The organism is Pseudomonas frederiksbergensis (assembly GCF_001874645.1).
GTDB classification, from domain to species: Bacteria; Pseudomonadota; Gammaproteobacteria; order Pseudomonadales; family Pseudomonadaceae; genus Aquipseudomonas; species Aquipseudomonas frederiksbergensis_B.
In genome coordinates this window covers 415,896-438,302 of record NZ_CP017886.1, presented here as the reverse complement: position 1 = coordinate 438,302, position 22,407 = coordinate 415,896, and the positions used below count along the sequence as shown (strand labels likewise).

The 22,407-nt window shown below is 57.0% G+C and carries 35 protein-coding genes and 1 pseudogene; 23 read left to right on the top strand and 13 right to left on the bottom strand.

The features are described 5' to 3' along the window. Positions 1-7: 7 nt before the first annotated feature. From BLL42_RS02100 to BLL42_RS02070, 7 genes are all read left to right on the top strand, one after another. Positions 8-595: a DUF1367 family protein gene (locus tag BLL42_RS02100; protein ID WP_071550574.1), complete on the top strand. Its 588-nt coding sequence runs from the start codon at positions 8-10 to the stop codon at positions 593-595. Beyond that, entirely contained in the window at positions 592-1,173 is a 582-nt protein-coding gene (locus BLL42_RS02095) for a recombination protein NinG (protein WP_071550573.1), read from the top strand. Before BLL42_RS02100 ends, BLL42_RS02095 begins: the two co-directional genes overlap by 4 nt. Next, positions 1,170-1,865 carry a hypothetical protein gene (locus BLL42_RS02090; RefSeq protein WP_071550572.1) on the top strand — a complete coding sequence of 232 codons (696 nt, stop codon included), beginning with the start codon at positions 1,170-1,172 and terminating at the stop codon, positions 1,863-1,865. Before BLL42_RS02095 ends, BLL42_RS02090 begins: the two co-directional genes overlap by 4 nt. A gap of 192 nt (positions 1,866-2,057) precedes the next feature. Then, entirely contained in the window at positions 2,058-2,246 is a 189-nt protein-coding gene (locus BLL42_RS02085) for a Com family DNA-binding transcriptional regulator (protein ID WP_071550571.1), read from the top strand. 9 nt (positions 2,247-2,255) lie between these two features. Continuing rightward, on the top strand, positions 2,256-3,131 hold the full coding sequence (locus BLL42_RS02080) for a putidacin L1 family lectin-like bacteriocin (protein WP_071550570.1): 876 nt from the start codon (positions 2,256-2,258) through the stop codon (positions 3,129-3,131). A gap of 140 nt (positions 3,132-3,271) precedes the next feature. Continuing rightward, on the top strand, positions 3,272-3,583 hold the full coding sequence (locus BLL42_RS02075; protein ID WP_071550569.1) for a peptidase M48, Ste24p: 312 nt from the start codon (positions 3,272-3,274) through the stop codon (positions 3,581-3,583). A gap of 2 nt (positions 3,584-3,585) precedes the next feature. Continuing rightward, positions 3,586-3,846, top strand: coding sequence for a hypothetical protein (locus BLL42_RS02070; protein ID WP_071550568.1), 261 nt, complete (start codon positions 3,586-3,588; stop codon positions 3,844-3,846). Positions 3,847-4,117: 271 nt separating this feature from the next. Here BLL42_RS02070 and BLL42_RS02065 read toward each other — a convergent pair whose 3' ends face one another. Further along, complete coding sequence (locus tag BLL42_RS02065) at positions 4,118-4,558, bottom strand: hypothetical protein (protein WP_071550567.1); 441 nt, start codon at positions 4,556-4,558, stop codon at positions 4,118-4,120. 86 nt (positions 4,559-4,644) lie between these two features. On the opposite strand from BLL42_RS02065, the gene BLL42_RS02060 reads away from it, so the two are divergent. From BLL42_RS02060 to BLL42_RS02035, 6 genes and pseudogenes are all read left to right on the top strand, one after another. Then, positions 4,645-5,169 (top strand): hypothetical protein, encoded by a 525-nt coding sequence (locus tag BLL42_RS02060; protein WP_071550566.1) that lies wholly within the window; start codon positions 4,645-4,647, stop codon positions 5,167-5,169. 1 nt (position 5,170) lies between these two features. Beyond that, on the top strand, positions 5,171-6,658 hold the full coding sequence (locus BLL42_RS02055) for a terminase large subunit (protein ID WP_071550565.1): 1,488 nt from the start codon (positions 5,171-5,173) through the stop codon (positions 6,656-6,658). Then, positions 6,655-8,070 (top strand): DUF4055 domain-containing protein, encoded by a 1,416-nt coding sequence (locus BLL42_RS02050; protein ID WP_071550564.1) that lies wholly within the window; start codon positions 6,655-6,657, stop codon positions 8,068-8,070. The genes BLL42_RS02055 and BLL42_RS02050 overlap by 4 nt, the downstream gene beginning before the upstream one ends. Beyond that, positions 8,045-9,130 carry a minor capsid protein gene (locus BLL42_RS02045; protein ID WP_071550563.1) on the top strand — a complete coding sequence of 362 codons (1,086 nt, stop codon included), beginning with the start codon at positions 8,045-8,047 and terminating at the stop codon, positions 9,128-9,130. Before BLL42_RS02050 ends, BLL42_RS02045 begins: the two co-directional genes overlap by 26 nt. A gap of 32 nt (positions 9,131-9,162) precedes the next feature. Continuing rightward, positions 9,163-9,627: a DUF6998 domain-containing protein gene (locus BLL42_RS02040; protein WP_071550562.1), complete on the top strand. Its 465-nt coding sequence runs from the start codon at positions 9,163-9,165 to the stop codon at positions 9,625-9,627. A gap of 79 nt (positions 9,628-9,706) precedes the next feature. Next, positions 9,707-10,366, top strand: a pseudogene (locus tag BLL42_RS02035) (hypothetical protein); the annotation flags it as partial. A gap of 184 nt (positions 10,367-10,550) precedes the next feature. On the opposite strand, the gene BLL42_RS02030 reads toward BLL42_RS02035, so the two are convergent. Genes BLL42_RS02030 through BLL42_RS01975 form a run of 12 tightly spaced genes read right to left on the bottom strand, consistent with a single transcriptional unit; the run spans position 10,551 to position 18,118 of the window. After that, positions 10,551-10,904, bottom strand: a complete 354-nt coding sequence (locus BLL42_RS02030; protein WP_071550561.1) for a Mor transcription activator family protein — start codon at positions 10,902-10,904, stop codon at positions 10,551-10,553. Then, a complete protein-coding gene (locus BLL42_RS02025) occupies positions 10,901-11,341 on the bottom strand; it encodes a gp16 family protein (RefSeq protein ID WP_071550560.1) in 441 nt (146 codons plus the stop codon). The genes BLL42_RS02030 and BLL42_RS02025 overlap by 4 nt, the downstream gene beginning before the upstream one ends. Before the next feature lie 34 nt (positions 11,342-11,375). Further along, complete coding sequence (locus BLL42_RS02020) at positions 11,376-11,594, bottom strand: hypothetical protein (RefSeq protein ID WP_071550559.1); 219 nt, start codon at positions 11,592-11,594, stop codon at positions 11,376-11,378. A 1-nt stretch (position 11,595) separates the two neighbouring features. Continuing rightward, a complete protein-coding gene (locus BLL42_RS02015; RefSeq protein WP_071550558.1) occupies positions 11,596-12,285 on the bottom strand; it encodes a DUF2786 domain-containing protein in 690 nt (229 codons plus the stop codon). A 1-nt stretch (position 12,286) separates the two neighbouring features. Continuing rightward, positions 12,287-12,904 carry a DUF3164 family protein gene (locus tag BLL42_RS02010; RefSeq protein ID WP_071550557.1) on the bottom strand — a complete coding sequence of 206 codons (618 nt, stop codon included), beginning with the start codon at positions 12,902-12,904 and terminating at the stop codon, positions 12,287-12,289. After that, a complete protein-coding gene (locus BLL42_RS02005; protein WP_071550556.1) occupies positions 12,897-13,376 on the bottom strand; it encodes a hypothetical protein in 480 nt (159 codons plus the stop codon). The genes BLL42_RS02010 and BLL42_RS02005 overlap by 8 nt, the downstream gene beginning before the upstream one ends. Further along, a complete protein-coding gene (locus BLL42_RS02000; protein ID WP_071550555.1) occupies positions 13,373-13,690 on the bottom strand; it encodes a hypothetical protein in 318 nt (105 codons plus the stop codon). The genes BLL42_RS02005 and BLL42_RS02000 overlap by 4 nt, the downstream gene beginning before the upstream one ends. Position 13,691: 1 nt before the next feature. Then, on the bottom strand, positions 13,692-14,873 hold the full coding sequence (locus BLL42_RS01995) for an ExeA family protein (RefSeq protein ID WP_071550554.1): 1,182 nt from the start codon (positions 14,871-14,873) through the stop codon (positions 13,692-13,694). Continuing rightward, a complete protein-coding gene (locus BLL42_RS01990) occupies positions 14,873-16,645 on the bottom strand; it encodes a DDE-type integrase/transposase/recombinase (RefSeq protein ID WP_071550553.1) in 1,773 nt (590 codons plus the stop codon). The genes BLL42_RS01995 and BLL42_RS01990 overlap by 1 nt, the downstream gene beginning before the upstream one ends. A 2-nt stretch (positions 16,646-16,647) precedes the next feature. Continuing rightward, a complete protein-coding gene (locus BLL42_RS01985) occupies positions 16,648-17,535 on the bottom strand; it encodes a DUF3102 domain-containing protein (RefSeq protein WP_071550552.1) in 888 nt (295 codons plus the stop codon). A gap of 13 nt (positions 17,536-17,548) precedes the next feature. Next, positions 17,549-17,851, bottom strand: a complete 303-nt coding sequence (locus BLL42_RS01980; protein WP_071550551.1) for a helix-turn-helix domain-containing protein — start codon at positions 17,849-17,851, stop codon at positions 17,549-17,551. Between the two features lie 12 nt (positions 17,852-17,863). After that, complete coding sequence (locus tag BLL42_RS01975) at positions 17,864-18,118, bottom strand: DNA-binding protein (RefSeq protein WP_071550550.1); 255 nt, start codon at positions 18,116-18,118, stop codon at positions 17,864-17,866. A 143-nt stretch (positions 18,119-18,261) separates the two neighbouring features. Between BLL42_RS01975 and BLL42_RS01970 the strand changes: the two genes are divergently transcribed. From BLL42_RS01970 to BLL42_RS01925, 10 genes are all read left to right on the top strand, one after another. Continuing rightward, positions 18,262-18,627 (top strand): hypothetical protein, encoded by a 366-nt coding sequence (locus BLL42_RS01970; RefSeq protein ID WP_071550549.1) that lies wholly within the window; start codon positions 18,262-18,264, stop codon positions 18,625-18,627. Positions 18,628-18,629: 2 nt separating this feature from the next. Next, the gene (locus BLL42_RS01965) at positions 18,630-19,229 is read left to right on the top strand and encodes a hypothetical protein (RefSeq protein WP_071550548.1); all 600 of its coding nucleotides are present in this window, start codon (positions 18,630-18,632) and stop codon (positions 19,227-19,229) included. Between the two features lie 112 nt (positions 19,230-19,341). Next, complete coding sequence (locus BLL42_RS01960; RefSeq protein ID WP_071550547.1) at positions 19,342-19,758, top strand: hypothetical protein; 417 nt, start codon at positions 19,342-19,344, stop codon at positions 19,756-19,758. Between the two features lie 13 nt (positions 19,759-19,771). After that, positions 19,772-19,954 carry a hypothetical protein gene (locus tag BLL42_RS01955; RefSeq protein ID WP_071550546.1) on the top strand — a complete coding sequence of 61 codons (183 nt, stop codon included), beginning with the start codon at positions 19,772-19,774 and terminating at the stop codon, positions 19,952-19,954. Between the two features lie 105 nt (positions 19,955-20,059). Beyond that, on the top strand, positions 20,060-20,554 hold the full coding sequence (locus BLL42_RS01950; RefSeq protein WP_071550545.1) for a structural protein: 495 nt from the start codon (positions 20,060-20,062) through the stop codon (positions 20,552-20,554). After that, positions 20,551-20,772: a DUF7940 domain-containing protein gene (locus tag BLL42_RS01945; protein WP_071550544.1), complete on the top strand. Its 222-nt coding sequence runs from the start codon at positions 20,551-20,553 to the stop codon at positions 20,770-20,772. The genes BLL42_RS01950 and BLL42_RS01945 overlap by 4 nt, the downstream gene beginning before the upstream one ends. 195 nt (positions 20,773-20,967) lie before the next feature. Next, positions 20,968-21,582, top strand: a complete 615-nt coding sequence (locus BLL42_RS01940) for a lysis protein (protein WP_071550543.1) — start codon at positions 20,968-20,970, stop codon at positions 21,580-21,582. A 6-nt stretch (positions 21,583-21,588) separates the two neighbouring features. Beyond that, positions 21,589-21,810 carry a TraR/DksA C4-type zinc finger protein gene (locus tag BLL42_RS01935; protein ID WP_071550542.1) on the top strand — a complete coding sequence of 74 codons (222 nt, stop codon included), beginning with the start codon at positions 21,589-21,591 and terminating at the stop codon, positions 21,808-21,810. Then, on the top strand, positions 21,807-22,112 hold the full coding sequence (locus tag BLL42_RS01930) for a DUF2730 family protein (RefSeq protein ID WP_060765883.1): 306 nt from the start codon (positions 21,807-21,809) through the stop codon (positions 22,110-22,112). The genes BLL42_RS01935 and BLL42_RS01930 overlap by 4 nt, the downstream gene beginning before the upstream one ends. Then, positions 22,109-22,405 carry a VpaChn25_0724 family phage protein gene (locus tag BLL42_RS01925; protein WP_071550541.1) on the top strand — a complete coding sequence of 99 codons (297 nt, stop codon included), beginning with the start codon at positions 22,109-22,111 and terminating at the stop codon, positions 22,403-22,405. The genes BLL42_RS01930 and BLL42_RS01925 overlap by 4 nt, the downstream gene beginning before the upstream one ends. The last annotated feature ends 2 nt before the right edge of the window (positions 22,406-22,407 follow it).

Genomic DNA, 22,407 nt, shown 5'->3' with positions numbered 1-22,407 from the left:
GCGCGTTATGGCTGAGCTCGCATTGATCCGTACCGCCCAGGGCCTTGTGCCGGCCACCGAAGCGGACCGTGAAACCGTCCAGAAGTGGAAGGCTGGCCAGGTCATCCACGGCAAGTTCACCCGCATGCGCAACGGCAAGTTCCACGGCAAGTTCTTCTCGATGCTCGATTTGGCGTGGGAGTACTGGGAGCCGGTCGGCGGCCTGATCCCGCGACAGGAGATGCGCGGCATTCATGGGTTGGCCAAGTTCTTCGAGGCGCAGAGCGGAAAGCCGGGGCAGCTTTCGAATGCGGTCGCCGCGTACATCACCGGGTTGGAGCAGGCTCGCGCGGAACGCTTCCCGGCAGTCGACAAGAGCCGCGAAGCCTTCCGTGAGTGGGTGACGATCGAGGCCGGCCATTACCACCTGGTGCACACGCCCGAAGGGATTCGTAAAGAGGCCAAGTCGATCAGTTGGGCAAACATGGATGACACCGCTTTCGAACCACTTTATCGCGACGTCTTCAACGCCTGCTGGCGGTTGGTACTGTCTGCGATTTTTGAATCCGAACAAGAGGCCCTGGCGGCCGCCGACCAGATTGGGAGCTTTGCATGAGAGTCGCCCTCAAGGAGCTCCGCAAGAAGAAGTGCTGCAACGCTGCGTGCCGGGCCGAGTTCGTTCCAGCTCGCTCCATGCAGGTGGTGTGCAGCCCCCTGTGCGGTCTGGCGGTTGCCAAGGCCAAGCGCGAGAAGGATCGGAAGTCCATCGATCAGTGCGAGCGCCGGGAGATCCGTGTAGCAAAAGAGCGCATCAAGCCAAAGGCGGACCACGTGCGCGAGGCTCAGCAGGCGTTCAACGAGTTCATCCGCCTACGCGACAAGGACCTGCCGTGTGTGAGCTGCGGCCGGCACCACGAAGGCCAGTATCACGCCGGGCACTACCGCACTGTGGGTGCGAACCCCGAGCTGCGCTTCGAGCCGCTCAACGTGTGGAAGCAGTGCGCACCGTGCAATAACCACAAGTCCGGCGACATCGTGAATTACCGCATCGAGTTGGTGAAGCGCATCGGCGCTGAGCGTGTTGAATGGCTGGAAGGACCGCATGAGCCGAAGCGTTATACCATTGAAAACCTGAAGGCCATGAAGGCGGATTACCGGGAAAAAATCAAAGAATTGAAGAGGGCAGCAGCATGATCTATCCAAGCGTATTGAACGCAGTTGTTTCGGCCCTCGCTGCCGAAGCCATCGACAACACCAGCAAGCAGGCTTGGCAGAAGCTGTACAACTCGGAAGACGAAGAGGAGGGCGGCGATCTGGCGACGCTGGTTCGCTCGTGGGGTGCTGACACAATCGACCGAACGCAAGTCGATTGCTGGGTGTCGGCTAGGTTGCACCACGGCCTAGAGCCGAAACACTGGGATGCCCTGGTAGCCAAGTACAGCACCCACAGGGCACGTAAGGTGCAATCGCTGGGAGCACTGCAAGCACACGTCGGTACGCCAGCGCCAAAGCTGTTCCTGTACAAGGCGCTGACTGCCTGGGCGATTCCTCAACTGAAGGGCGCGCGGCCCAAGGTCGTTAATTCGGTGTCGGTTGAGATACCGCTGGATGCTCCGGAATGGCGTCGCGACTCGATGGTTAAGGCGGCCCTGACTGCGGGCCAGGCCAAAGTTAAGAGGGATGAGTCGCGGTCGTCGGGGATGATCGTGCTCAAAGACAGCTTTTACGACATGAATACCTGGGACAATGATGGCACGCCGGAGTCGACTCGCCGCCGCTGGAGGCAGTCGATTCAGAAGGCGGCAGATGGTTTGGTGAACGAGGCATTGGCCCATGCAGAGGACATTTTGGGGATGGAAGGCCTGCTGATTGAAAAGGCCGCGTAATTGCCTGTTGACATCAGTGAGCGGATGAGCGAAATTAATCCCATCCTGTCATTCCTGCGTGTGTAGGAGTGAAGCAAAAAGCCCGGCCACTGAGTCGGGTTTTTTATGCCTGCCAGAAATGCAAAAAGCCCCGACAAGTTCGGGGCTTTTTTGTAGCCACTCAAGAAATCAATTTGCAAAAGGAATTTGCAGATGTTGAAAGAATGCAGATGCGGTAATTGCAAACGACTTCTCGCCCGCGTGGGCGAGTTTACCGAGCTCCAGATCAAATGTTCCCGATGCGGGACGTTGAATCATGTGAAGGCCACGAGCCTCGAGCAATCGCCTGTGAGCGACATGAGTGCAGCCAAGGCTGCGCAAACAAATCATTCGACTCTATAGGTGAACAATATGTCTTACACCATGATTCCTTTTACTGCTAATGGCGGCGCTATTCTGCCTCCGCGAAACGTCATGAGCGTTGGTCAGTTTCTGCAATCCCCAAATAAGCGGTTCCGGCTGATTTTTCAGGATGACAATAATTGTGTCTTGTACGATGGCGGCGCAGCAGTTTGGGTCGCAGATGCAAGCAGTGCTTACGCGGGGCAGCTTATTTACAAATGGAAAGCTGTAGAAGGTCCCTCGGTGTCTATGAACTACCAAATGGTTGTTCAAGATTTTAAAAACCAACGCATCTGGCAAACGCAAAATACGGATGTACTCGGCGGTGATAAGTACCAAGCCGACGCTGCGGTACGTACTCATCTGCAACTGCAAGATGATGGCAATCTGGTCATCATCCAGGCAAACCCGATTTTTACGAGTAATTCGGCCATCCCAAGTGCCCCTGAGCAGCCTGCGATCCTCATTCCGCCAGGCACTGATTTTGTAGTAGATCAGCGCTATGTAGTTGGCGGCACAACCATGGTTTTCCAGTCGGATGGCAATTTCGTTGTGTCGAATGGTCCACTGGGTGTGCTTTGGGCTACCTGGACCCAAAACAAAGGCGCGACACGCGCTGTAATGCAGGGTGATGGCAACTTCGTTATCTACGATGCCAGCATGAAGCCCCTCTGGAACTCAGGTACTGCTGGTCATCCGGAGGCATATCTGCGTCTCCAGGCAAACGGTAGTTTCTCTGTAATCTCCGATAGGGTTTGCTGGGCTCGATTTGGCTTCACGCCATCGATTCGGGGGCGAAAAGTCTACTACCCAAATAATGCTGATCCCGTGCACACAGGCACAGCACCATATCCAACCTATGGTCACATTGGTTGGGAGTTCTAAACGCTAAATGTGTCATTAAAGACAGCACATGCTCTCTGCTCACCAGCGGGGAGCTTTTTTGCTGTAGACGGCGGGAAAGACCGCAACCCTATTTCAAGGTCTCGGCATCTGCCGGGGCTTTTTCGTATCTGGAGTATCAAATGGCTGAACCAGCATCTACAGCTGCAGCTGCGCTTGTTGCGAAGTACGGCGTAGCTGTGGCTGGTTTCGCAGGCGCCTGCGTATCGCTGACCCTATTGCAGGGGCTGACACGCAAGCAAGCATTCTGGGCGGTGGCCACCGGCTTCCTGTCTGCAATTTTCACCACGCCCCTGGCTGTTCACCAGTTCGGGCTTCCGCCAGATAGCGACACACAAAACGGTGTTGCCTTTCTGATTGGGCTGCTGGCGATGAACATCATCCCTGGCCTCAAGGCGCTGGCAGGAAAGTTCGGCGCAACCGGGAGTGCCTGATCATGAATCCTATCTTGGGAGTCGTAGACGCATTCCTGTGCGTACTGGTGGTGATTGCTGCGATCGACTATCTGCGCCGCGTACGCCCGATCGAGCAACCGATGCTCAGCGTCTCGTTTTACCTGGTGGCCATCGGCGCCTTTGGTGATTTCGCCGCGGCGATCCAGGGGCACTACGTGAGCCCGTTCACCGTGATGATCCATGCCGGAGTGGTGGCTTACGCCTGGGCTCGACGTGGGCATGTGTTTGAGGTGGCGGGGTAGGTCGCGACACGTTTCGCGAATCAGCAAATTGTGTCGCGACACTGGAGTCAGCATGACCAACGTAACCCGCCTGCACCACGCGTTGCCATTAGCAAGAACATCAACAAGGCGCTGATCGATCTGGATAGCGCCATCGACGCTGCCAGGGCTGACACATAGTTGGGCTGGCAGTGCTAATCAGGCAGATGACAAGGCTTATGAGGCCTCAATACAGCCTTGCCGTAGTTGATTGAGATTTAAGCGCTATTGCGGCTGAGGCGGTATCGAGATCTCAGAATGGCCGCCGGTTCTTCACGATATGAATCAACTGCTGTAGGGCCTCCGAGTACTTTGTTGCCTTGACTCCTTCGGTAGGTGAACCGCCCATTGAGCTCGGTCCATGAGTGAAGTTGTTTAGCGTAGTGTTAATTTCTCCCTCCGCTCCGCCGGCACCGGGGGTGTACCAAAGATCGACGTTGCCATTAATTCGCACCACTGTTTCAAATAGAAGGGCAATTAGGTCTCCAGGGTTTTCGTGGCTGAATCCATCATCATCCGTCAAAGTTAGCTGCTCAATCGCCGGTAACGTAGCGCGATAGCGGGTCTGGGCAACGGATCGAACCACACCAAGCATTTTCGCAATGTCAGCTTGGCTCCCTGATTGAAGGTTGTAAAACCGAAGAAGTTGATCGTCTTTGAGCAGTTCTAAAGCGTGGTCTAGTACTTTTTTCATTATGTGAATCTCTGGATTGGATCCATACCAATACCGGCACCGAGCCACTATTTCAATCCCGCCTTTAGGCTTACCTGGGACAAAATATGACAACCAAGCAGCCCGACTGGGAGGCGATCGAACGGGCCTACCGGGCTGGATTGCTGTCCCTGCGCGCAATCGCTGATAAGTACGATACAAACGAAGGCACGATACGCAGCAGAGCCAAGAAGCATGGTTGGTTGCGAGACTTGACTGATCAGGTGCGAGCAGCCACCAACGGCAAGCTTTCACGCACAGCTTCACGCACTGACGTCACGCAGCGCGCAGTGCGTGAAGATGAGCAAATTATTGATGAGGCATCCGACGAAGCTGCTTCAGTAGTGCTGGCTCACCGGGCCGATCTTGCTCAGTGGCGTGGCATTGCGAACAAGCTTTGCGATGCGTTCTCCGGTATGGACGTGGATAAGGACAACATCGGCGACTTCGCCCGATCCCTGAACGCTGGTGTTGACGCACAGCTCAAGGTCATCAAGGGGGAGCGCCAGGCTTACAACCTCGACACGGAGACAGGTGACAAGACAGTCAGCGACCTGGCCGCAATGATGGACGAACTATCGAAGGATGCCTGACATGAAGCCCGAGCACTTAAAGCTGCTCCGGGATAAGCGTTGGCGGATCAACAATCTCTACTTCATCACCGACAAGCAGGGCAAGAAAGTCCGCTTCCGGATGACGGACGAGCAGATTGAATACTTCGATGGGATGCATACCCGGAACATCATCCTGAAGGCTCGGCAGCTTGGCTTCACCACTGAGTGCTGCATCATTCAGCTCGACGCGGCGCTGTTCGAGTCGGCCAAGTGCGCACTGATCGCTCATACCCTGAACGACGCCAAGCGCCTGTTCCGCGAGAAGGTGAAGTACGCCTACGACAACCTGCCGGCCGAGATCCGCGCCGCCAATCCCGCTAGCAACGATTCAGCCGGCGAGCTGGTATTCAGCAAGGGCGGCTCGGTCTACGTGTCCACGTCCTTCCGAGGCGGCACGCTGCGTTACCTGCATGTGTCGGAGTTCGGGAAGATCTGCGCCAAGTTCCCGCACAAGGCCCGAGAGATCGTCACCGGTGCCTTTGAGGCTGTGGCCACTGACTGTTTCGTCACGATTGAATCGACGGCGGAAGGCCGGGCCGGCTACTTTTTCGATTACTCGCAGAGTGCTGAACGCCAGCAACTGGCTGGTGTGCCCTTGGGCCTGCTGGACTGGAAGTTCTTCTTTTTCAGCTGGTGGAAGAACAAGGCCTACTGGCTTGACCCGACAGACGTGGTCATCCCGCAGCGCCTGACCGACTACTTCAACGAGCTGCACGCCAAGCACGGGATCGTCACGAACGACGGTCAGCGCGCCTGGTACGCGGCCAAGGAGAAGACACTCGGCGACGACATGAAGCGGGAATACCCGTCGATCCCTGTCGAAGCCTTCCAGCAGTCGGTCGAGGGTGCCTATTACGCACAGCAACTAACCAAGCTTTACGCCCAACAGCGTATTGGCGCGATACCGAACAACAGCCATCTGCCGGTGATGACCTTCTGGGACATCGGCGTAAGCGACTCCACGGCCATCTGGTTCGTGCGACAGGTCGGCACCGAATACCACGTCATCGACTACTACGAGAACTCGGGCGAAGGCCTGCGGCATTACATGAAGGTGCTCAAGGACAAGGGTTACACCTATTCCGAGCACTGGGGGCCGCACGACATCGACAACCGCGAGTTCGGTAGCGATGCCAAGACCCGTCGTGAGCTCGCCCAAGAGGGCTACGAGATCGACGGGCAGAAGTACCAAATGACGTTTCAGGTGGTCCCGAAGATCGGCATCAACGACGGCATCGAGCAGGTCCGGGAAATCCTCCCACTCTGCGTATTCGATGAGTCGAAGTGCGAAGAGGGCATCAACTGCATCGAGAACTACCGCAAGGAATGGGACGACAAGCGCGGCTGCTGGAAAGATCGGCCGCTGCATGACTGGACCTCTCACGGTTCCGACGGTTTCCGGTACTTCGCTGTAGCGAAGAGCGCCAGGAAGCCGGCCACTTCTATCAAAATGGGATACGCCCGATGAGCAACGACGCCTCCTTCAAGAGGGCGGACTACACGGAAGTGCTGGACCGCTGGGCGACTGTGCGTGATGTCTGCGCCGGTCAGCACCGAGTTGTGTCGCGACTTCCCTGCATCAACTCACACGACAAGTCGCCAGAGAATGCCGACCGCAACAAGGCATACCGCGAGCGTGCGGTGTTCAAGAACGCCACCGGCCACACTCGCAATGGATTGCTCGGCCTGGCATTCCACAAAGACCCAACACTCACTGTGCCGAAGAAGCTGGAGTACTTGCAGGACAACGCCAACGGCTCCGGCGTGAGTATCTATCAGCAGTCGCAGGGCGTGCTCGAAAAGGTACTTGAGGCAGGGCGTCACGGCTTGTACGTCGATTATCACCAGGACGACGGCGCCGGTGGCCACTCAGTGATCCTGACTTACTGCGCCGAGGACATCATCAACTGGCGCACCGGCATGGTGAATGGTCACTACGTTCTGACTCTGGTCGTGCTCCGTGAGACCCCAGAAGTCGAAGACGGATTCGGTTTCAAGACGATTGAGCAGTACCGCGAACTGGCATTGGAAACTGAAGGTTTCGTCTGCCGAGTTTGGCGCCGATCCGGACCGGAGAATGGCGGCCCGCTTGCCGTTGTGGAGGAGCATTTCCCGACTGGCGTGAAAGGTCGTTTGAAAGAAATCCCGTTCACCTTCGTCGGTGCGCAGAACAACGACCCGAGCATCGATGAATCGCCGCTCTACGATATCGCCATGATCAACCTCGGTCATTACCGAAACAGCGCGGACTATGAAGACAGCGTGTTCTGGTGTGGCCAGGCTCAGCCCTGGATTTCCGGCTTGACTGAGTCATGGGTGAAGTTGTTGGAGGAAAAGGGTGTTTACGTCGGTTCCCGGGCGCCAATGCTGCTTCCGGTCAACGGGGCTTTCGGCTACGCACAGCCGTTGCCGAACACGCTCGTCAAAGAGGCGATGGCCGACAAGAACCAGATGATGATCGAGCTGGGCGCCCGTATGGTTGTGGCTTCATTGTCGTCCAAGACGGCGACCGAGGCCCGCGGCGATCAATCGGCATCGACTTCGGTGCTGGCCGGCTGTGTAGCGAACATCAGCGAGGCATACACCAGGGCAATCATGTGGTGCGGCCAATACATGGGCGTTACTGACAAGGTCGCCTATCAGGTCAATCAGGAGTTCGTTGAGCTGACGGCTGATCCGCAGATGATCACGGCCTTGGTTGGCCTGTGGCAGAACGGCGGCTTCGCGAAAGCAGACCTGCGTGCGTATCTGCGCAAACTGGGGCTGATTGCTCCGGAACGCACAGACCTGCAGATCGACGGCGAGCTGTCGGAGCAGACTGACGGCCTCGGCCTGGATGACGTGGGGGTGAATAGTGGCGGTCAACCAGGCAATCCTTGATGCCACGATCCGGCATGCTGTCTTTCTCGAGCAACTGAAGGCGGGCGAGGTCGGTAAGTTCGCTCCGTTCCTCAAGGAGATTGACCGCTCGATTCGAGATCGACTTACCCAGTCGGACCTGACCGAGTACAACGTCAAGCGGCTGGAGGCGCTGCTGAAAGAGGTCGACAGCCTGTTGCTGGGCATCTTTGATCGCTACAGCGTGCAACTGAATCTCGATCTGATCGACATTGCCAACTACGAAGCTGAGTTCGAGGCGACGAGCCTGGCCAGGTCTGCGCCGGTTGGTGTGTCGCTGGACGTTGCGGCGCCGACGGCGGCAGCCATCAGGGCGGCGGTGCTGACGAACCCGCTCAGCGTGCGCGGCACTGGCGGCGGAAAGCTGCTGAAATCGTTCATCAAGGGCTGGACCACTGCCGAACGGGAACGCGTCACCAGCACTATTCGGCAGGGGTTCTTCGAAGGGCAGACGAACTTCCAGGTCATCCGCAATATTCGCGGCACCAAGGCGGCGGGGTACAAAGACGGCGTTCTGGCAACGACCAATCGCAATGCAAGCACGGTCGTCCATACCGCGATTCAGCATGTGTCGTCACAGGCGCGCATGGAAGTGGCCAAGGCCAACACGGACATCGTGGTCGAAATTGAAATGGTCGCCACACTGGATAGCAAGACCAGCCAGCAATGTCGCTCGATGGATAAGCGACGGTTCCCGGTTGATTCCGGGCCCAGGCCACCGTTCCACCCGAACTGCCGCACCACGTTCATTTTGCTGACCAAGCTCAGCGAGATGTTCGCGAAGGGCGCTACACGGGCTTCGGTGGGCGACGATGGGCCGCAGCAGGTCAGTGCCAGTCTCGACTATTACCACTGGCTCCAGCAGCAGCCGGCCTCCTTTCAGGATGCAGCTATAGGCCCGAAGCGGGCGAAGCTGTTTCGGGAGGGCGGTTTGAGCCTGGAGCGGTTCGCCGAACTGCAGCTTGATCGAAACTTCTCACCGCTGACCCTGGTGCAGATGAAAGCGCTGGAGCCACTGGCGTTCGAACTCGCAGGGATCTGAGCTAGGATGGTGGAAATTACTAAGGAGCCATCATGGATCAAGCAATCCAGGGAAAGATTGAAGAGGCATTGAAGGGGCTGTTCACGGCTGTCTCTATGCTCCAGGACGCTTATCCTGGCAAACCATTTACACCAGACGGTCGTCTAGTTGGTGATATTGGTGAGGTTGTTGCCAGCTTGGCCTATGAATTGACGCTGAACGAAGGGCTAACCAAGCACCATGATGCGGTGACGGATGATGGCCGTAACGTTCAGATTAAGACCACTTTTGGCACCAGTCTCACATTCCCGGTGCATCATGTTCCCGATTACTACCTTGGCATTCGTATGAATCGAGACGGTTCGTTCGAGGAGATTTACAACGGACCAGGTCACCTGATTCAGGCGCAGCTATCAGGGCGAAAGGCGACAAAGACAGGCTTGCATGGAGGATTGATGGCAATGCTGAAGCGCATCAACCAGCAAGTTCCAGACTCTGAGCGAATACCCAAACGCTAAGACTCAAACCGAACCCGGCCATGTGCCGGGTTTTTTTATGCCTGCAAAGCGGGAAAACCATACCCAAGGGGTGCATCAAGTGGCAGAAGAAAACGAAATCGACCTGGAAAACCCGGCAATCAAGGCCGCTATCGCGACTGCTGTTGAAGCCTCCGTTACCGGGCTGAAAACCAAGAACTCCGAGCTGATCGGCAAGCTCAAGGACACAAGCGGCAAGCTGACTCAGTTCGAAACCCAGTTCGAAGGCATCGACATTGATGCGGTGAAAGGGCTGCTGGCCAAAGCGGGTCAGGATGAAGAAACCAAGCTGCTGACCGAGGGAAAGATCGACGAAGTCTTTGGAAAGCGTACTGAGCGTCTGCGTGGTGAGTTCGAAAAGCAGCTGGCCGGCGAAAGAACTCGAGCTGAAAAGTCCGAAGCGTTCGCCAACAAGTTCCGAGACAAGGTACTCGGCGACTCGATTCGCGCTGCTGCAATCAAGGCGGGTGCGCTGCCTGAAGCGACGGACGATCTGATCCTTCGTGCCAGAGGGCAGTTCACGCTGAACGAAGAGGGCGATGCTGTCGCAGTTGATAAGGAAGGCCAAGCCATCCTCGGCAAAGACGGCAAAACACCTCTGACCCCGCTCGAATGGGCGGAATCTCTGCGCGAAAGCGCGCCTCACCTGTGGCCAAGGGCTCAGGGAACAAATGCCCCGGGCGGGGGTGGCGGCCAGGCTGCATTCAAGCGCTCCGAAATTGTTTAGGACTGAGATAAATACCAGAGGGGGTGTGAGGTAAACCCGAGATACTCCGGGACATGGTGGTCCATAGTGAGCGGAGTTCTGCAATAGAGTTGCAACCAGTGCAATTTGAAAAGACCCCGATCAATCGTCCTTGACCGGGGCTCAGCATACCTCTGACGAGGCGCCGTTGTCCTGCTCCTTACTCCTCATCTGGAACAAAGAGGTCGCGCTGATTACGAGCGATGATTGCCAGGCGCATACGTTTGACCACTCGATAAACCTGCTGAACGGAAACGCCATGTTTGGTCGCAACCTCGTGGTGGTTACGACCGGTAAAGTCATCGTAGATTTTCTGGTGCAGCCTGGACGCTTGAATGCAAACGCCTTTGGGAACATAGACCACCTGACCGCCCCACAGATGCGCAAACAGCGTGGTGATTTCCACGCTGGTCGCTTCGGCCAGATCGGCGCTGACCCCCAGGCTTTCCTGGATCACCTTCGCCATAGGTTCGATGGTTTCGCTTAAGAGGTCACTGCCTCGAATGGTGCTCATGATTGGATTCTCCCCATCCACTGTTTCAGGTTTTCAATCACTCGACTGGCCTGTGCGGTAGTGAGCCACTGCAGCGCAGAGACTTTGGTCATGCTCAATACGTACTTGGCCAAGGCCTCCTCGGATGGATCACGTACCGCGCCCAGGTCATGCAAGGACAGCCACAGCGACCGGATTTTTTTGGATTGTACGTCATCAGCCAGCGGTCTTTTTTGAGCATTGTTTGGACGTACTTTGAAGCCTAGCAGTTTGAGCTGCTCCAAAACCTTGAGCAGGTTAGCAAGGCTCAAATCCGCGGTAGAGGTTGCGCCGCCCAAACCCTTCATGCCAGACAGCATCAGGCGATAGGTGTCGTCATCCATGCCCAGCTCACGCCGAGCAACATGGATCAGCTTGATATAGCGCAGCCGGTTTGGGTTGGACGGCGCGTTGGTCACTGAGCACCTCCAGTGTGCGTAACGTCAAAGCTACTCATGCCCAATTCATACGCTCCATCAGGTCCACTGCAGCCTGCTCAGGATCTTCAAAGTCACCGTAGGAGAGCTTGCGAATGAAGTCCTCCAACTCACATTTTGCATCCAAAGCATGACCACGATGCCAAGCCGCGACACGAAGCCCCCCAACCGCCTGAGGAATGGTTTCACCCATGCCTTCCACCACCAGGGTGTCGTATTGATTTTCGGTGCTCATATCAAACCCCCATTGTCAGCAACGCACGCGGCTGATGACTCACCGCCTGGTGCAACTGAGCGGACTTGCCCGCTTCATAGCCAGCATCGGCAGCACGTTCGTCGCGTACTTTGAGCTTGCGGCGTTTAAGGTCCGCGCTCTCAAGGTCGGGGTAGTGCTTTTGCATGTAAGCCTCTACGGCCTCGGCAATGTTGTCTTCAACACCAGCAAAGGACTCGACTTTGCGGCTTACGGCATCAAGCCAGCCATTGGCGAAAGCGTCACCTCGGGCCACCTTGGTCGAGCGCTTGCAACGCTTCTGCGTGTCCAGGTACTCGCGGCGAGCCTTCTGCAGCTGGCGCACTAGCACCTGGTAGGCATACCCAGCCAACTCTGGAGCGGCTGAGCAACCGACAAAAATGAAACGTGCGGCACTGTATAGGCGATTGGAAATAATGATTCGCGTGCCAAACGCGTCGGCACATACCTGCGCAAGGCGGACACGCCAAACCGGGGGCATGCCTTCCGAACCAGCAAGGATTGGATGCTCGCTCGCCATGCTGGCCAGCACGTCACCGACTTCCAGATTGTACAATTCCATGAGCTTATGCGCCTGGCGTAGCGCGATTTCGGCTTCATGCGGATTGCTGGTTTTGGACTTGGCCATCTCCAGGCATTTTTTGATCTTTTCGAGCGTGCGGTTGTTGTCCATGTCACACCGCCGCCAGATCGAGAGGAATGGCTTTGTAGTTGTCCGACTCACCGATCCGCTCATACACCCGGACGTACACGGCGCTCCCGGAAATCAGGATCGAATCCTTCACCGCCTGCATGGCCATCTTCCACTGGTCGTCATTGATCTCCAGACGCAGTAGATCGAGAACGTCAGTGGTTTTGATCTGGCCGTTTCGATTCGGGCTGAACACCCGATCCACGATGGCCAACAGATGGTTGTCTGCACCTTTGCTCCAGGCCTTGATGCAGTCGTAAACCATGACCTTCGCCACTTCCATTTCCTCGGTGAAGGTCACGCGATCCGCGTACGAGCGCACGATCTTGAACTGCCCGTCATAGCTGGTGATGGTGACGTTGCCCTTTTTGCCGCCCATTTGAACGCCATAACGCTCCCCCGAGATGCTGACCAGATCGGCGATGTCACCCAGGGCCTTGGCTTTGAAACGCTTCAGTGCCGCGTGCAACGGGATGGCTTCAGCCGCCAGTTCACGGGCAACCTGGTCACGCAGTTTGTCCTGCTCACGGACCTGAGCTTCCGGTACCAGGTGACCTAGGGCATTGCGGACGAAGCCTGCTGGGATGATGGTGTCAGACATGGTGTTCTTCCTTTATAAGAGCCCGAAGCTGCTGCGCAGCCGATTGGCAGGTGTCATCAGTGCGCAGGCCCGCTACCTGCACCACTACACGTTCAAAACCGCCAGCCTTGTCGTAGACGGTGATCATCCAGCCGCTGATTCGGTTGTAACCAATCTCCAGCCACAGGAACGGCTTCACCAACAAAGCGGCTTCATAGGTCACCAGAAGATCGGCCAAACGGATGACATGCTCACTGGACTGGGCCTGAAGACAATGCAGCACCTGGTGCAGGTGCTGGATGGCTTCCGGCAGACGGCCTTCAGCAGTAGCAATCCGAACAGCCTGGAGCGACTCCGTGGCGCTGGACGAGTTCTGAACATGTTCCAGCAGCACCGCCACGTGCTCCATGGCCTCGCTCCAAAACATGGTCGGAGCTTCATGTTCAGCCGCATCACGCATGGCGGCGATTGCAGTAATTAGGGGCTGGTTCATTGATCCTGCTCCTTCACCAAGGTGAGCCATGCCACATCAACACCACGAATCGTCACGGTGTTACGGGTGACCCGGCCTTCGGTGCTGCAACGAATGCCGCGCAGTTCGTCACCAAACTCGCGATGCAGCTGACGAACACCGCTCGGCTCGATAAAAATCTTGTTGTCGAGAAACACTAGGTGCTTGATCTCGATACCGGCCTTACGCAAATCGCGGGTCAGGCTATTGAAGCTTGAGATCTTCGGCAGAAACTCCTCAGCGAAAATGCTGATGCATGGAACCGTTTGCACACCTCTCAGGTACAAAGACGCCATCTCACACCCCCTTCACAACGTCAGCGTTGATCAAAGGCACGCCAAGCTCAGCGGCCATGTTCAGCGCGGCATTCATCAAATTGCCAATGGCCAGCGGATACAGCATCGATACCGTTTCATCGCGACCGCCACGACGACTCGGCTGGGACAGGCGTGCGGCAATCGCCTGGATGCCACTGTCATCGATCACCTCGGACAATTTCTTGCCCGCACGGTTGAAGCGGAAGGTCAGAAAGTCTTCCAACAGCTTGCCGTCGATGGGTGTCAGGGTGACGCGCTCGCAGCGCTGCACCACCTCACGCACATCGGCGTTACGCTCGCTGAGTTTCACGTCGAGTTCCGGCTGCCCGATCATGATGATGCTGACCAGTTTGACGAAGCCGACCTCCAGTTCCAGAATGCGTTTGAGGTGTTTCAAGGTCGGAATCGGCAGGCTGTGCGCCTCTTCTATTAATAGGCAGTGCCGGTAGCCCGCTGCGTGCGACTCTTTCAGGGCTTTGTGCAGTTGGGCGAAACGCGCCTCGGGGCTGCTCTTGGGTTTAGCCAGAGGGGCAATCGCCGCCATCATGGCCTCAGCGATGTGGGTACTCTTCAGCGATTTGCCCTTGGTGTCGTTGTCTTCGGACGCCAAAACATAAGGCTCGATGACCACCACCTGGTCGTTGCTTTCCATGATGCGGTTGATCAGATCCCGGCGCAGAGTGCTTTTACCAGCGCCCGATTCACCCACCACCGCCAGGAACCCACCGTGGCGTGCGGTCTGGTACATGGTCTCGCGCACATAACGAATGTCCGGGCTGACCCACATGTCCTGGGCACTTTGCAGCTCTTCAAACGGATCGCGGAACAGACTGAACACCTTGCGGGTCGATGGCAGTAACGTTTGTTTTGGCAGTAACATAGGTTCGTCCTCCCCGGACGGCTCATTCACTTGGGCCGGATCTGCCGTGCTCGAACACGGCAGATCCACTTCTTCAAAGGCGTTAGCGATATCGGCATCGTTAGCGCCCGCTTCGGTCAGGAACACGCGAATGCGCCCCTGCAGTTCTTCGTTATCCAGACTGCGCGGCCATTGACCGTGGTTCAGCAACTGGGCAACAGCGGCGCTGCTGAGGTTCAACGACTCCGCCAAGGCCGACTGCGGTCGACCAACGCCTTGCAGTACGTACTTCAGTTTCAACATCAGTTACCTCCAACCGCTGCCACGAGGCTGAGCGGTGTGCGTACAACTTCGGCAGGTCGTTTCAACTCGGCTTCGATGGCGTCCAGTTGTTCTTGGGCGATACCGTCCGGGTAGTGCTGTTGCAGCCAGCTGAAGGTTTCAGCCGACCAGATGTCAGTCATACGCGGACGCAACAGCTTCGCGGCCTCGACATGAGTCAGCAGCGCGTGCTCTACGGTCGGAGCGTTGACGTTCAGCGATGTGCCACGACGTGGCAGGTAAGCCGGAAGCACCGTGTCGGTCACATGCTTGTGCGGGTCGATCTGACCACCAAATGGCACGGCCTTGGCCTTGCGAGCGGCGGCTGCATCTGCCTCGTTGGTGGTGCCGGTGGCCAGTTGCTCCAGCACTTTGCGCGAGACCTGAGCCGGTGTGTCGGCGTGACGTTTGTACTGTTCACCAATGGTTGCCGAGGTCTCGGCAAAGCCGAATTCATTCATCTCGATCCGCTCGACAACGTGGTACTGCTCGCGCCCGTCTTCGCCCATCAACACCACAATGGCGGCATCCTGGTCACGCCAGCAGTTGCGGGTGATCAACAGCTTCTCGCCGACCATCACACTCGGTACCGAACTGACATCGAACTGCGCTCCCCGGAATGACACCCGCAGCAGGTTGCTGACCTTGCGTTCTTCTGGCGTGCTGACGGCCAGCTCGCGGCAGACCTCAATAGTCGGTGCCAGGCGCAATTGATCGGGCGTGATCAACTGCCACACACCAAATCGGGTACGCCGGGTGCGGGTATGGACCGAGGTGGCGTTGTAGTAACGCATCCACTGGCCTGCCCACGCGTTGATCTGCTCCAGGCTTTCGGCTGCCTGAAACTTCAGGGCACTCTCAAACTCGCGTTCAACAATGTTGTGCGCCTGCTCGACCTGACCCTTGGCTCGCGCATTGCCGACCTGGTTGATGATCAAGTCGATGGACATGGCGCGACACAGGTTGCGGAAGATGCCGCTGGTCATGGCCGCACCGGGGTCAGTCATCAGCATCCACGGCACCCCATGAAACGGGTCTGACTCGTGACGTTTCTGCATCGCATTGATCAACACGGTGCACAGGTTCTCAGCGGACTCCGCACCCAACACATACTCTAGGTACAACGTGCCGCTGGTGTGATCAGTGATAACGTAGCGCCACAAGCGTTGGCGTTCGATCTTCTTCAAATTGGCGGGCTTGCCGTCGTAAAACTCGGCCTTGTTCATCACCCGTGCACCGTCATCGGCGAGGTAGAACTGTGTCGAGATCGAGGCATCGACCTGCCACACATGGTTCGGGTGCTTGCTGGCCAGCGAGACAGCCGGTGCATCGTGCAGCAGCTGTTCCGGGTGCAGCTTGTAACTGCGCAAGGCACGGCTGATCGCTCCATTGCTCAGCGGTTGAAACACGCCTGTGGCCTCATCGACACGACCGGCGAGGATCATGTTGTTGCTGCGTAGACGCTCGACAGCACGCTCGATGGTGGACAGCTGTTTATTGTTGGCGCGGATCGACTCCAGCATCACCGCTGAAATCAGCTGCGCCTCTTCCAGGGGCAAGGCACTGCACCCTGCATCGCTACGACGTTTGCGAGGCTTGGTCACTGAGACCTCCTTCAGCTTGCGCTGTAGGGTTTGGAGTGAGATGCCCAGTTCAGCAGCCCCCGCCTTGTAGATGGCGGTACGCTGACCATGCGGGGCACTGGCTGCCCGCTGGGCGATCTGAGCCAGGAGCTGGGTCTGAACCGGGTTCATGTTCAGGCCTCGTCCGCAGCCATCCAGACCGGCTTGCTATCGCCCTGGTGTGCAGGCAAGTGGAATTCACTGCGCACGGTGGCCAGGGTGATTTCCAGTTGGCGGATCAGGTCTGCCTTGAACGTACGATGATCCTGCCCCGTTTCGTTGGCGTGCTCTGCCATCTGAGTGAAACCTTCACGCAATGCCCCCATCACCTTCGATTCGATCTCGAAGCTCAGCGCCACCACTTCACTGCGCAGGTCTTTGATCACGTCATCAGGTGTGGCGGACTGGATGCGCTTACGGGCTTTCTCCAGTTCAACCTTGGCGTCATCAAGATCAGCGGTCTTTTTTGCCATGACTTTGCCCTGTGCGCTGAAATCGTCGCGGGCGTCACGCAGGGCAGCGCGTAGTTCGCGGCTGGTCATACGGTCGATGTCTTCGAGGACCAATCCGGCTACGGTCCCCCCATCAGCCAAAGCCGCCAGGTCTTCATCATCTTCGGCAATCAGTTCAAATAGTTTGGTTTTGCCCAAAAGCGCCAGCGCTGGCGCTTTTGCCTGAAGCTGGGGTGACAGGTACTTGAGCGCGGCTTGCATCATTCGCTGAGCAGTGCGCTCAGGCATGCCAAGCTGTTCCCGTACGATCTGTTCAAAATCCCCATGAGGCTCATTTTCCTTGAGGACGATCAATCGCTTACCGGCTTCCAACATCGCCTCAGCACTTTGCGCCATATAGAAGCGAGCTTCGTTCACGAGCCGCGTACGGTCATATGGAAGACCATCACCAAACTGGGCCATTACTTCAGCGTTGTGGCTGGCCATCAGGTTCTGATTGGCAGTCAGCATCTCGCCATTCAGAACGGGTAGTTCAACGGCATCTGGAGCTTCAACTTTGTTACGAGCCATGACGGTGTTCTCCTTAATTCATCGAGCCAGCGGCAATGCGCTGATTGATTTCCTGCATCCGGTGGGTCAAGCGCGCCATGTGTTCGGCGTGGGCTTGTGCGATCTGCAACAAGCCAATCGAGTGGGCAAATCGACCGTTATCCAGCTTCACCGCCATGCCTTCCTCGATCAGGGTCTGCATGGCGCGGGTGATGTTGCTGGGGCTGTTCTGGGTCAATTGGGCCAGTTCGGTGTTGCTGAGACCGGTAACGGTGTGGCCCTTTAAAGCCTTGAGCACACGTAATACACGGGCTGCGGCGGAAACGGTTTGAGTCATGAGGGGCTCCGGTTACGCGGCAACGGCGGATTGGGCGTTTGCAGGGTTGGCCTTCAATCCCAAGGCCACTGCTGCGTGGTGCGCCTCACCTCGTAGCCCCTTCAATCGCCCCCGTAACAGGTCAACTACGGTCATCCGGTCAAGGCCTTGGGCTTTCGCCCAGTGCGCCTTGCAAATGCCATGACTCACAAACCAGGCATTGGCGCTTTTGGGGGTTTGTGGGTACGGCAGTGGCGCCGAGTCGAGTGCAGTTGTGGTGCCGTTCATGGCGCCCCCCTGTGTGGTAGATTGTGACTATTAGTGGTGGTGCGTGGTCATTATGGTTCAGGATCTTGAACCATGCAAGGGGATTTTTGGTGCAAAGAATTGATCTTGGCGTAAGGCTTGTTGAGGAGCGAAAACGCCTACGAATGAATCAGACCGACTTCGGACGTCTTGGAGCAGTCTCTAAGGGGTCTCAGATTCTTTATGAAAAGGGCGATGGTTCTCCGACTGCTGACTATCTATCTGCCATTGCCCTATCCGGGGTTGATGTGCAGTACGTGTTAACCGGGGTACGGTCTTCCGTAGCACTCACATCTGAGGAGCGTTTATTGATCGAGCGCTTTCGAGAAAGTGAGCAAGAACTCAGAGATGCAGCGCTTCGAGTTCTGCTGGGGGGGCTTACCAGCGGAACCACTAGCCATACATTCAAAGAAGTCGGTCAATACATACAGGGGTCTGTGAATCAGACTGGACTTACGCTCAACGTCGGTGGCAGCAAGAGGAAAAAATAATTATGGGACAGGAATTCCAAGGAGGTGTGGGCCAAGTGGCCGAAGGCGATATCAATAACTACGGTATTAATATCAATCTTCCGGATAAGCCTGAGTTTCGAGGACTGGTGACAGCCCAACGCAAGGAGCTGCATGAACTGCGCGCTAAGTGTGAGGAGCTGGGGGACGACCCACGTGATGTATGGCGCCGGGTGCATGCACAGCTAGGGGTATGTTCCATCAGTGAAATTACTGCAGAGCAGTTTCATGAAGCACGAACCGTCATTAGTGGTCGTTTAGAGCAGCTGCAAGAAGAAGCCGACAAGCGTCGCTTGATGGGCAAAATCCTCCGAAGCACGGCAGAGAAAGACGCTCGCCAGGAGATGCTGAATTTCTGCGACCTAAGCTTCGGCCGCACGCAGCTTAGCCACCTCAAGCGTAATGAATTACAGCGAGTTCTAGAGTTTGTTCAGCAGGTTGAAATCAATCCACAACCTGCGGCAGAAATACCTCAGGTGCAAACAGCGGAACCTTTGCAACTTCGTGAATTTCTGCTCATGTATAAAACGAATGCAGCTGGGCTATTTTTGTTCGGCATCTTCGTTGGACGGTTCTGGTCTTAGTTCTTACAAGGAGTTGGCGCAGGACAAAAATAAAACGTAGAACCTGGACGAATACTGTGACACCTAAAAAGGCCTGCGCGGCTTCTTCAGACTGTTAAATAGGGAGATACATTTGAAAATCTTATTTTTTGTTCTGGCTTCACTTTTTTCCATGGCGGCAAACGCACAGAGCACCGCGGAAAAGCTCACCATTCTGAGCCTGGATAGAACGGTTAAAAGTAACTCTCCGGAGGTGGAGCGCACACAGGCAGCACTCACAAGAGGCCTAACCGTATGCAATGTCGAGAATGAGGAAAAACTCGCGAACGTTGCATGGTTCATTACCAAGAAAATTCGCGCCGAAGGTCGCTATGCGGAGGCTACGGATGTAATCGAAGGGGTCAATGCTGTACTTTTGGGAGCCAAGACCAAACAGGATTGCACTGAACTGCTGTCTTTGTATGCGGTGAATCGTATTCAAGGAAGTACGCACTCGGATGCTGTCGCGGGAGGTCGTGGACTTTACCGCTCAACCGGCGTAGTTAACTGAGTGCTTGCTAGGCGTGACTCAATCCAGGCTCAGTATTGAGGCCGAAGAACCACCGGTATTGCATGTACTCAACTGCATTTGCCACAACGAAACCATGCGAGCGATGGGCTACAAAAAAGAGCAATTGGTTAAGGTCGGTTGGTTCCAACGCCTGGTTTCCCAACTCTTCGACTTCCGCGAAAGCGCGATCCACTGATCTCTTAAACCCTGATTAAAAGTCCTCCGAACACACACCGCCGATGATGGCGGTGTGTGCTTTTTGGCGTCCTCAAAAGGGAGGCGCCTTTACTGGAGGCGTCCCATGCGACCCGAAAATCCTCGCGGTATCCGTAACTTCAACCCCGGCAACATCCGTCATGCCAAGGGCGTGCGCTGGCAAGGCATGGCCGCTGTTCAAACCGACAGTGCTTTCGTTCAGTTCAATGGCCCGCGCTGGGGCATTCGGGCCATTGCCCGTGTCCTGATTACCTACCAGGACAAACGTCGTGCCGCTGATGGCAGCCGGATCGACAGTGTGCGCGAGATCATCGAACGCTGGGCGCCAGCCTCTGAAAACGACACCAAGGCTTACGTACTTACCGTCGCCCGCGCCCTTGGTGTCGATCCTGACTTTGAAGGTCTGGACGTCTACCAGTACGACACCATGCGCGCCCTGGTGCTGGCGATCATCCGTCACGAAAACGGTCCAGGCCCACTGCCAGGCGGTCTCTGGTACGGCGAGCCGGTCATCGTTGATGGGCTGGCCCTGGCCGGGATCGAGCGCGGTGTCCAGCACGGTGCGGGAGTCCCCGCATGAAACTGATCTGCACCTGGCGGTGCTGCTACAAGCTCTACAGCGTCCAGCTTGGCGTACTGCTGGCCTTACTCGGCGTCGCTCAACTGGAGCTGCTGCCGATGTGGCAGGCGCAGCTGTCGGACCGAGCGTACGCCACGCTCAACAGCGTGTTGGCACTGCTGCTGACTGTTGTGCGCCTGATCAAACAGGGGCCACCGGATCAGGGGGCCTCCTCATGAGGCTGAACCTGTTCGGAAGAACCTTCGCTGCGCTGATGGCGGGTCTGGCTGGGGCCTGTCGCTGGGTCTCTCCCAGTACAGCAGCCGGAACCTGGATCAACTCCAGCGTCATACCTCCTTATCGCTATGGCAAGACCGGCATCGCGGCGGCCAAGCGCCGAGCGCGCAAATCACGCAACCGTCTGAGGCATCAGCATGGGCGCACTTGATCAGCTCGTCTGGCCACTGCCTGCGCGCCTGGCTGCTGTCGGGTTTGCCTGTGCGCTCAGCGCGGCTGCAGCGGGCTCCATCGCCTACGGCTTTGGCTTTCGCTATGCCGCGTCACTGGGTGACACCGGACTGGCCAATCTCAAGACCGAGCACGCAGAACAAGCGCGAGTCGCCGAGAGCGCCAACCGCCTGCAGCTGCTGCAACAAGTCACCCGTGCCAATGAAACCGAAGCCTTGTTGCTCGATGTCATGTCCCAGCACGCCGAAGAAAAACGCCAGCTCCAGGAGCGCATTTCCCATGTCACGACCCAATACCGTCCGGCACCGGGTGCTGCTGCTCAGCCTATCCCTCGCTGCGTGTTCACTGCTGGTTGGTTGCGCGACTACAACGCCGCCCTCGGTGTGCCCGCCCCAAGACCAGGCGCCGCTGCCACCGCTGCTGAACAAGCGGCCTGGCCCACCCCCGGCACTGACGCCGAGCTACTGGAAAGCGGCGTCACGCCTGCCGACATTCTTGCCCACGCCCAGGATTACGGGTTGTGGGCTCGCACCAACCTCGTCCAGCTCAACGGGTTACTGGATCTCCAGAAAAAGGACTGACGCTCTATGGATGTAGCTGAACACGCTACGGATGAAGACGACACCGAAGAGGCAATCCGGCGCGCCTGTAGCAGCGAACTGCAGCGGCGCTCAGGCCGTTCGGCCTATCGCTGCGAGGAATGCGGTGACGCCATTCCCGAAGATCGCCGCCAGGCTGAGCCTGGTGCCGAACATTGTTTTGATTGCTTAGACGCCTTGGAACACTTGGCTACGCGGGGTTTTCGATGAACCTGAACGAACTCAACTTCGGCTTCCAAACCGTGCAGTGGCTGATCTTGACGGTACTTGGCATCTACACCTGGATGACCAAACGCCAGGCGGCTAGCGGCCAGGAACTTCTGGAACTGCGCACCCGCATCGTCGCCCTGGAAGAACACGTCCGTCATCTTCCAGACCAGACCGCCGTCACCGATCTGCTGGGTGACATGAAAGCCGTGCGGGCCGAACTGTCGGGGGTCAAGGAAGCGCTGGGCCCTTTGGCCCGTTCGCTGGACCGGATCAATGATTACCTGCTGAGAGAGAAGACATGAAGACGCCCTACGCTGAATACCTGCGCCAGGACATCCGCCTGGTGATTCTGCGCCTGCTGGCCGAGATGACGGCCTACCGGGCCAACAGCTCGGTGCTGACCATGGCCCTGGACAATTACGGCCATACCCTGAGCCGTGACCAGGTCAAGACCGAACTGCACTGGCTGCTGGAGCAAGGCGCATTGACCTTGGATGACGTGGGGCCGGTGCTGGTGGCCACCCTGACTGAACGCGGTCAGGACATTGCTGCTGGACGCGCACGAGTTCCCGGCATCAAGCGGCCAGGAGCTTAACC

Coding starts and splice junctions, on each gene's coding strand:
- BLL42_RS01925 (WP_071550541.1), top strand. CDS start 22,109: ATGAAGACGCCCTACGCTGAATACCTGCGCCAGGACATCCGCCTGGTG.
- BLL42_RS01980 (WP_071550551.1), bottom strand. CDS start 17,851: ATGACTCAAACCGTTTCCGCCGCAGCCCGTGTATTACGTGTGCTCAAG.
- BLL42_RS01945 (WP_071550544.1), top strand. CDS start 20,551: ATGAAACTGATCTGCACCTGGCGGTGCTGCTACAAGCTCTACAGCGTC.
- BLL42_RS01965 (WP_071550548.1), top strand. CDS start 18,630: ATGGGACAGGAATTCCAAGGAGGTGTGGGCCAAGTGGCCGAAGGCGAT.
- BLL42_RS02090 (WP_071550572.1), top strand. CDS start 1,170: ATGATCTATCCAAGCGTATTGAACGCAGTTGTTTCGGCCCTCGCTGCC.
- BLL42_RS02040 (WP_071550562.1), top strand. CDS start 9,163: ATGGATCAAGCAATCCAGGGAAAGATTGAAGAGGCATTGAAGGGGCTG.
- BLL42_RS02085 (WP_071550571.1), top strand. CDS start 2,058: ATGTTGAAAGAATGCAGATGCGGTAATTGCAAACGACTTCTCGCCCGC.
- BLL42_RS02060 (WP_071550566.1), top strand. CDS start 4,645: ATGACAACCAAGCAGCCCGACTGGGAGGCGATCGAACGGGCCTACCGG.
- BLL42_RS01995 (WP_071550554.1), bottom strand. CDS start 14,873: ATGTTGAAACTGAAGTACGTACTGCAAGGCGTTGGTCGACCGCAGTCG.
- BLL42_RS01930 (WP_060765883.1), top strand. CDS start 21,807: ATGAACCTGAACGAACTCAACTTCGGCTTCCAAACCGTGCAGTGGCTG.
- BLL42_RS02050 (WP_071550564.1), top strand. CDS start 6,655: ATGAGCAACGACGCCTCCTTCAAGAGGGCGGACTACACGGAAGTGCTG.
- BLL42_RS02010 (WP_071550557.1), bottom strand. CDS start 12,904: ATGTCTGACACCATCATCCCAGCAGGCTTCGTCCGCAATGCCCTAGGT.
- BLL42_RS01935 (WP_071550542.1), top strand. CDS start 21,589: ATGGATGTAGCTGAACACGCTACGGATGAAGACGACACCGAAGAGGCA.
- BLL42_RS01940 (WP_071550543.1), top strand. CDS start 20,968: ATGGGCGCACTTGATCAGCTCGTCTGGCCACTGCCTGCGCGCCTGGCT.
- BLL42_RS02055 (WP_071550565.1), top strand. CDS start 5,171: ATGAAGCCCGAGCACTTAAAGCTGCTCCGGGATAAGCGTTGGCGGATC.
- BLL42_RS02065 (WP_071550567.1), bottom strand. CDS start 4,558: ATGAAAAAAGTACTAGACCACGCTTTAGAACTGCTCAAAGACGATCAA.
- BLL42_RS02095 (WP_071550573.1), top strand. CDS start 592: ATGAGAGTCGCCCTCAAGGAGCTCCGCAAGAAGAAGTGCTGCAACGCT.
- BLL42_RS02030 (WP_071550561.1), bottom strand. CDS start 10,904: ATGAGCACCATTCGAGGCAGTGACCTCTTAAGCGAAACCATCGAACCT.
- BLL42_RS01985 (WP_071550552.1), bottom strand. CDS start 17,535: ATGGCTCGTAACAAAGTTGAAGCTCCAGATGCCGTTGAACTACCCGTT.
- BLL42_RS02100 (WP_071550574.1), top strand. CDS start 8: ATGGCTGAGCTCGCATTGATCCGTACCGCCCAGGGCCTTGTGCCGGCC.
- BLL42_RS01950 (WP_071550545.1), top strand. CDS start 20,060: ATGCGACCCGAAAATCCTCGCGGTATCCGTAACTTCAACCCCGGCAAC.
- BLL42_RS02080 (WP_071550570.1), top strand. CDS start 2,256: ATGTCTTACACCATGATTCCTTTTACTGCTAATGGCGGCGCTATTCTG.
- BLL42_RS01990 (WP_071550553.1), bottom strand. CDS start 16,645: ATGAACCCGGTTCAGACCCAGCTCCTGGCTCAGATCGCCCAGCGGGCA.
- BLL42_RS02020 (WP_071550559.1), bottom strand. CDS start 11,594: ATGAGCACCGAAAATCAATACGACACCCTGGTGGTGGAAGGCATGGGT.
- BLL42_RS02070 (WP_071550568.1), top strand. CDS start 3,586: ATGAATCCTATCTTGGGAGTCGTAGACGCATTCCTGTGCGTACTGGTG.
- BLL42_RS02005 (WP_071550556.1), bottom strand. CDS start 13,376: ATGAACCAGCCCCTAATTACTGCAATCGCCGCCATGCGTGATGCGGCT.
- BLL42_RS01975 (WP_071550550.1), bottom strand. CDS start 18,118: ATGAACGGCACCACAACTGCACTCGACTCGGCGCCACTGCCGTACCCA.
- BLL42_RS02000 (WP_071550555.1), bottom strand. CDS start 13,690: ATGGCGTCTTTGTACCTGAGAGGTGTGCAAACGGTTCCATGCATCAGC.
- BLL42_RS02015 (WP_071550558.1), bottom strand. CDS start 12,285: ATGGACAACAACCGCACGCTCGAAAAGATCAAAAAATGCCTGGAGATG.
- BLL42_RS02075 (WP_071550569.1), top strand. CDS start 3,272: ATGGCTGAACCAGCATCTACAGCTGCAGCTGCGCTTGTTGCGAAGTAC.
- BLL42_RS01970 (WP_071550549.1), top strand. CDS start 18,262: ATGAATCAGACCGACTTCGGACGTCTTGGAGCAGTCTCTAAGGGGTCT.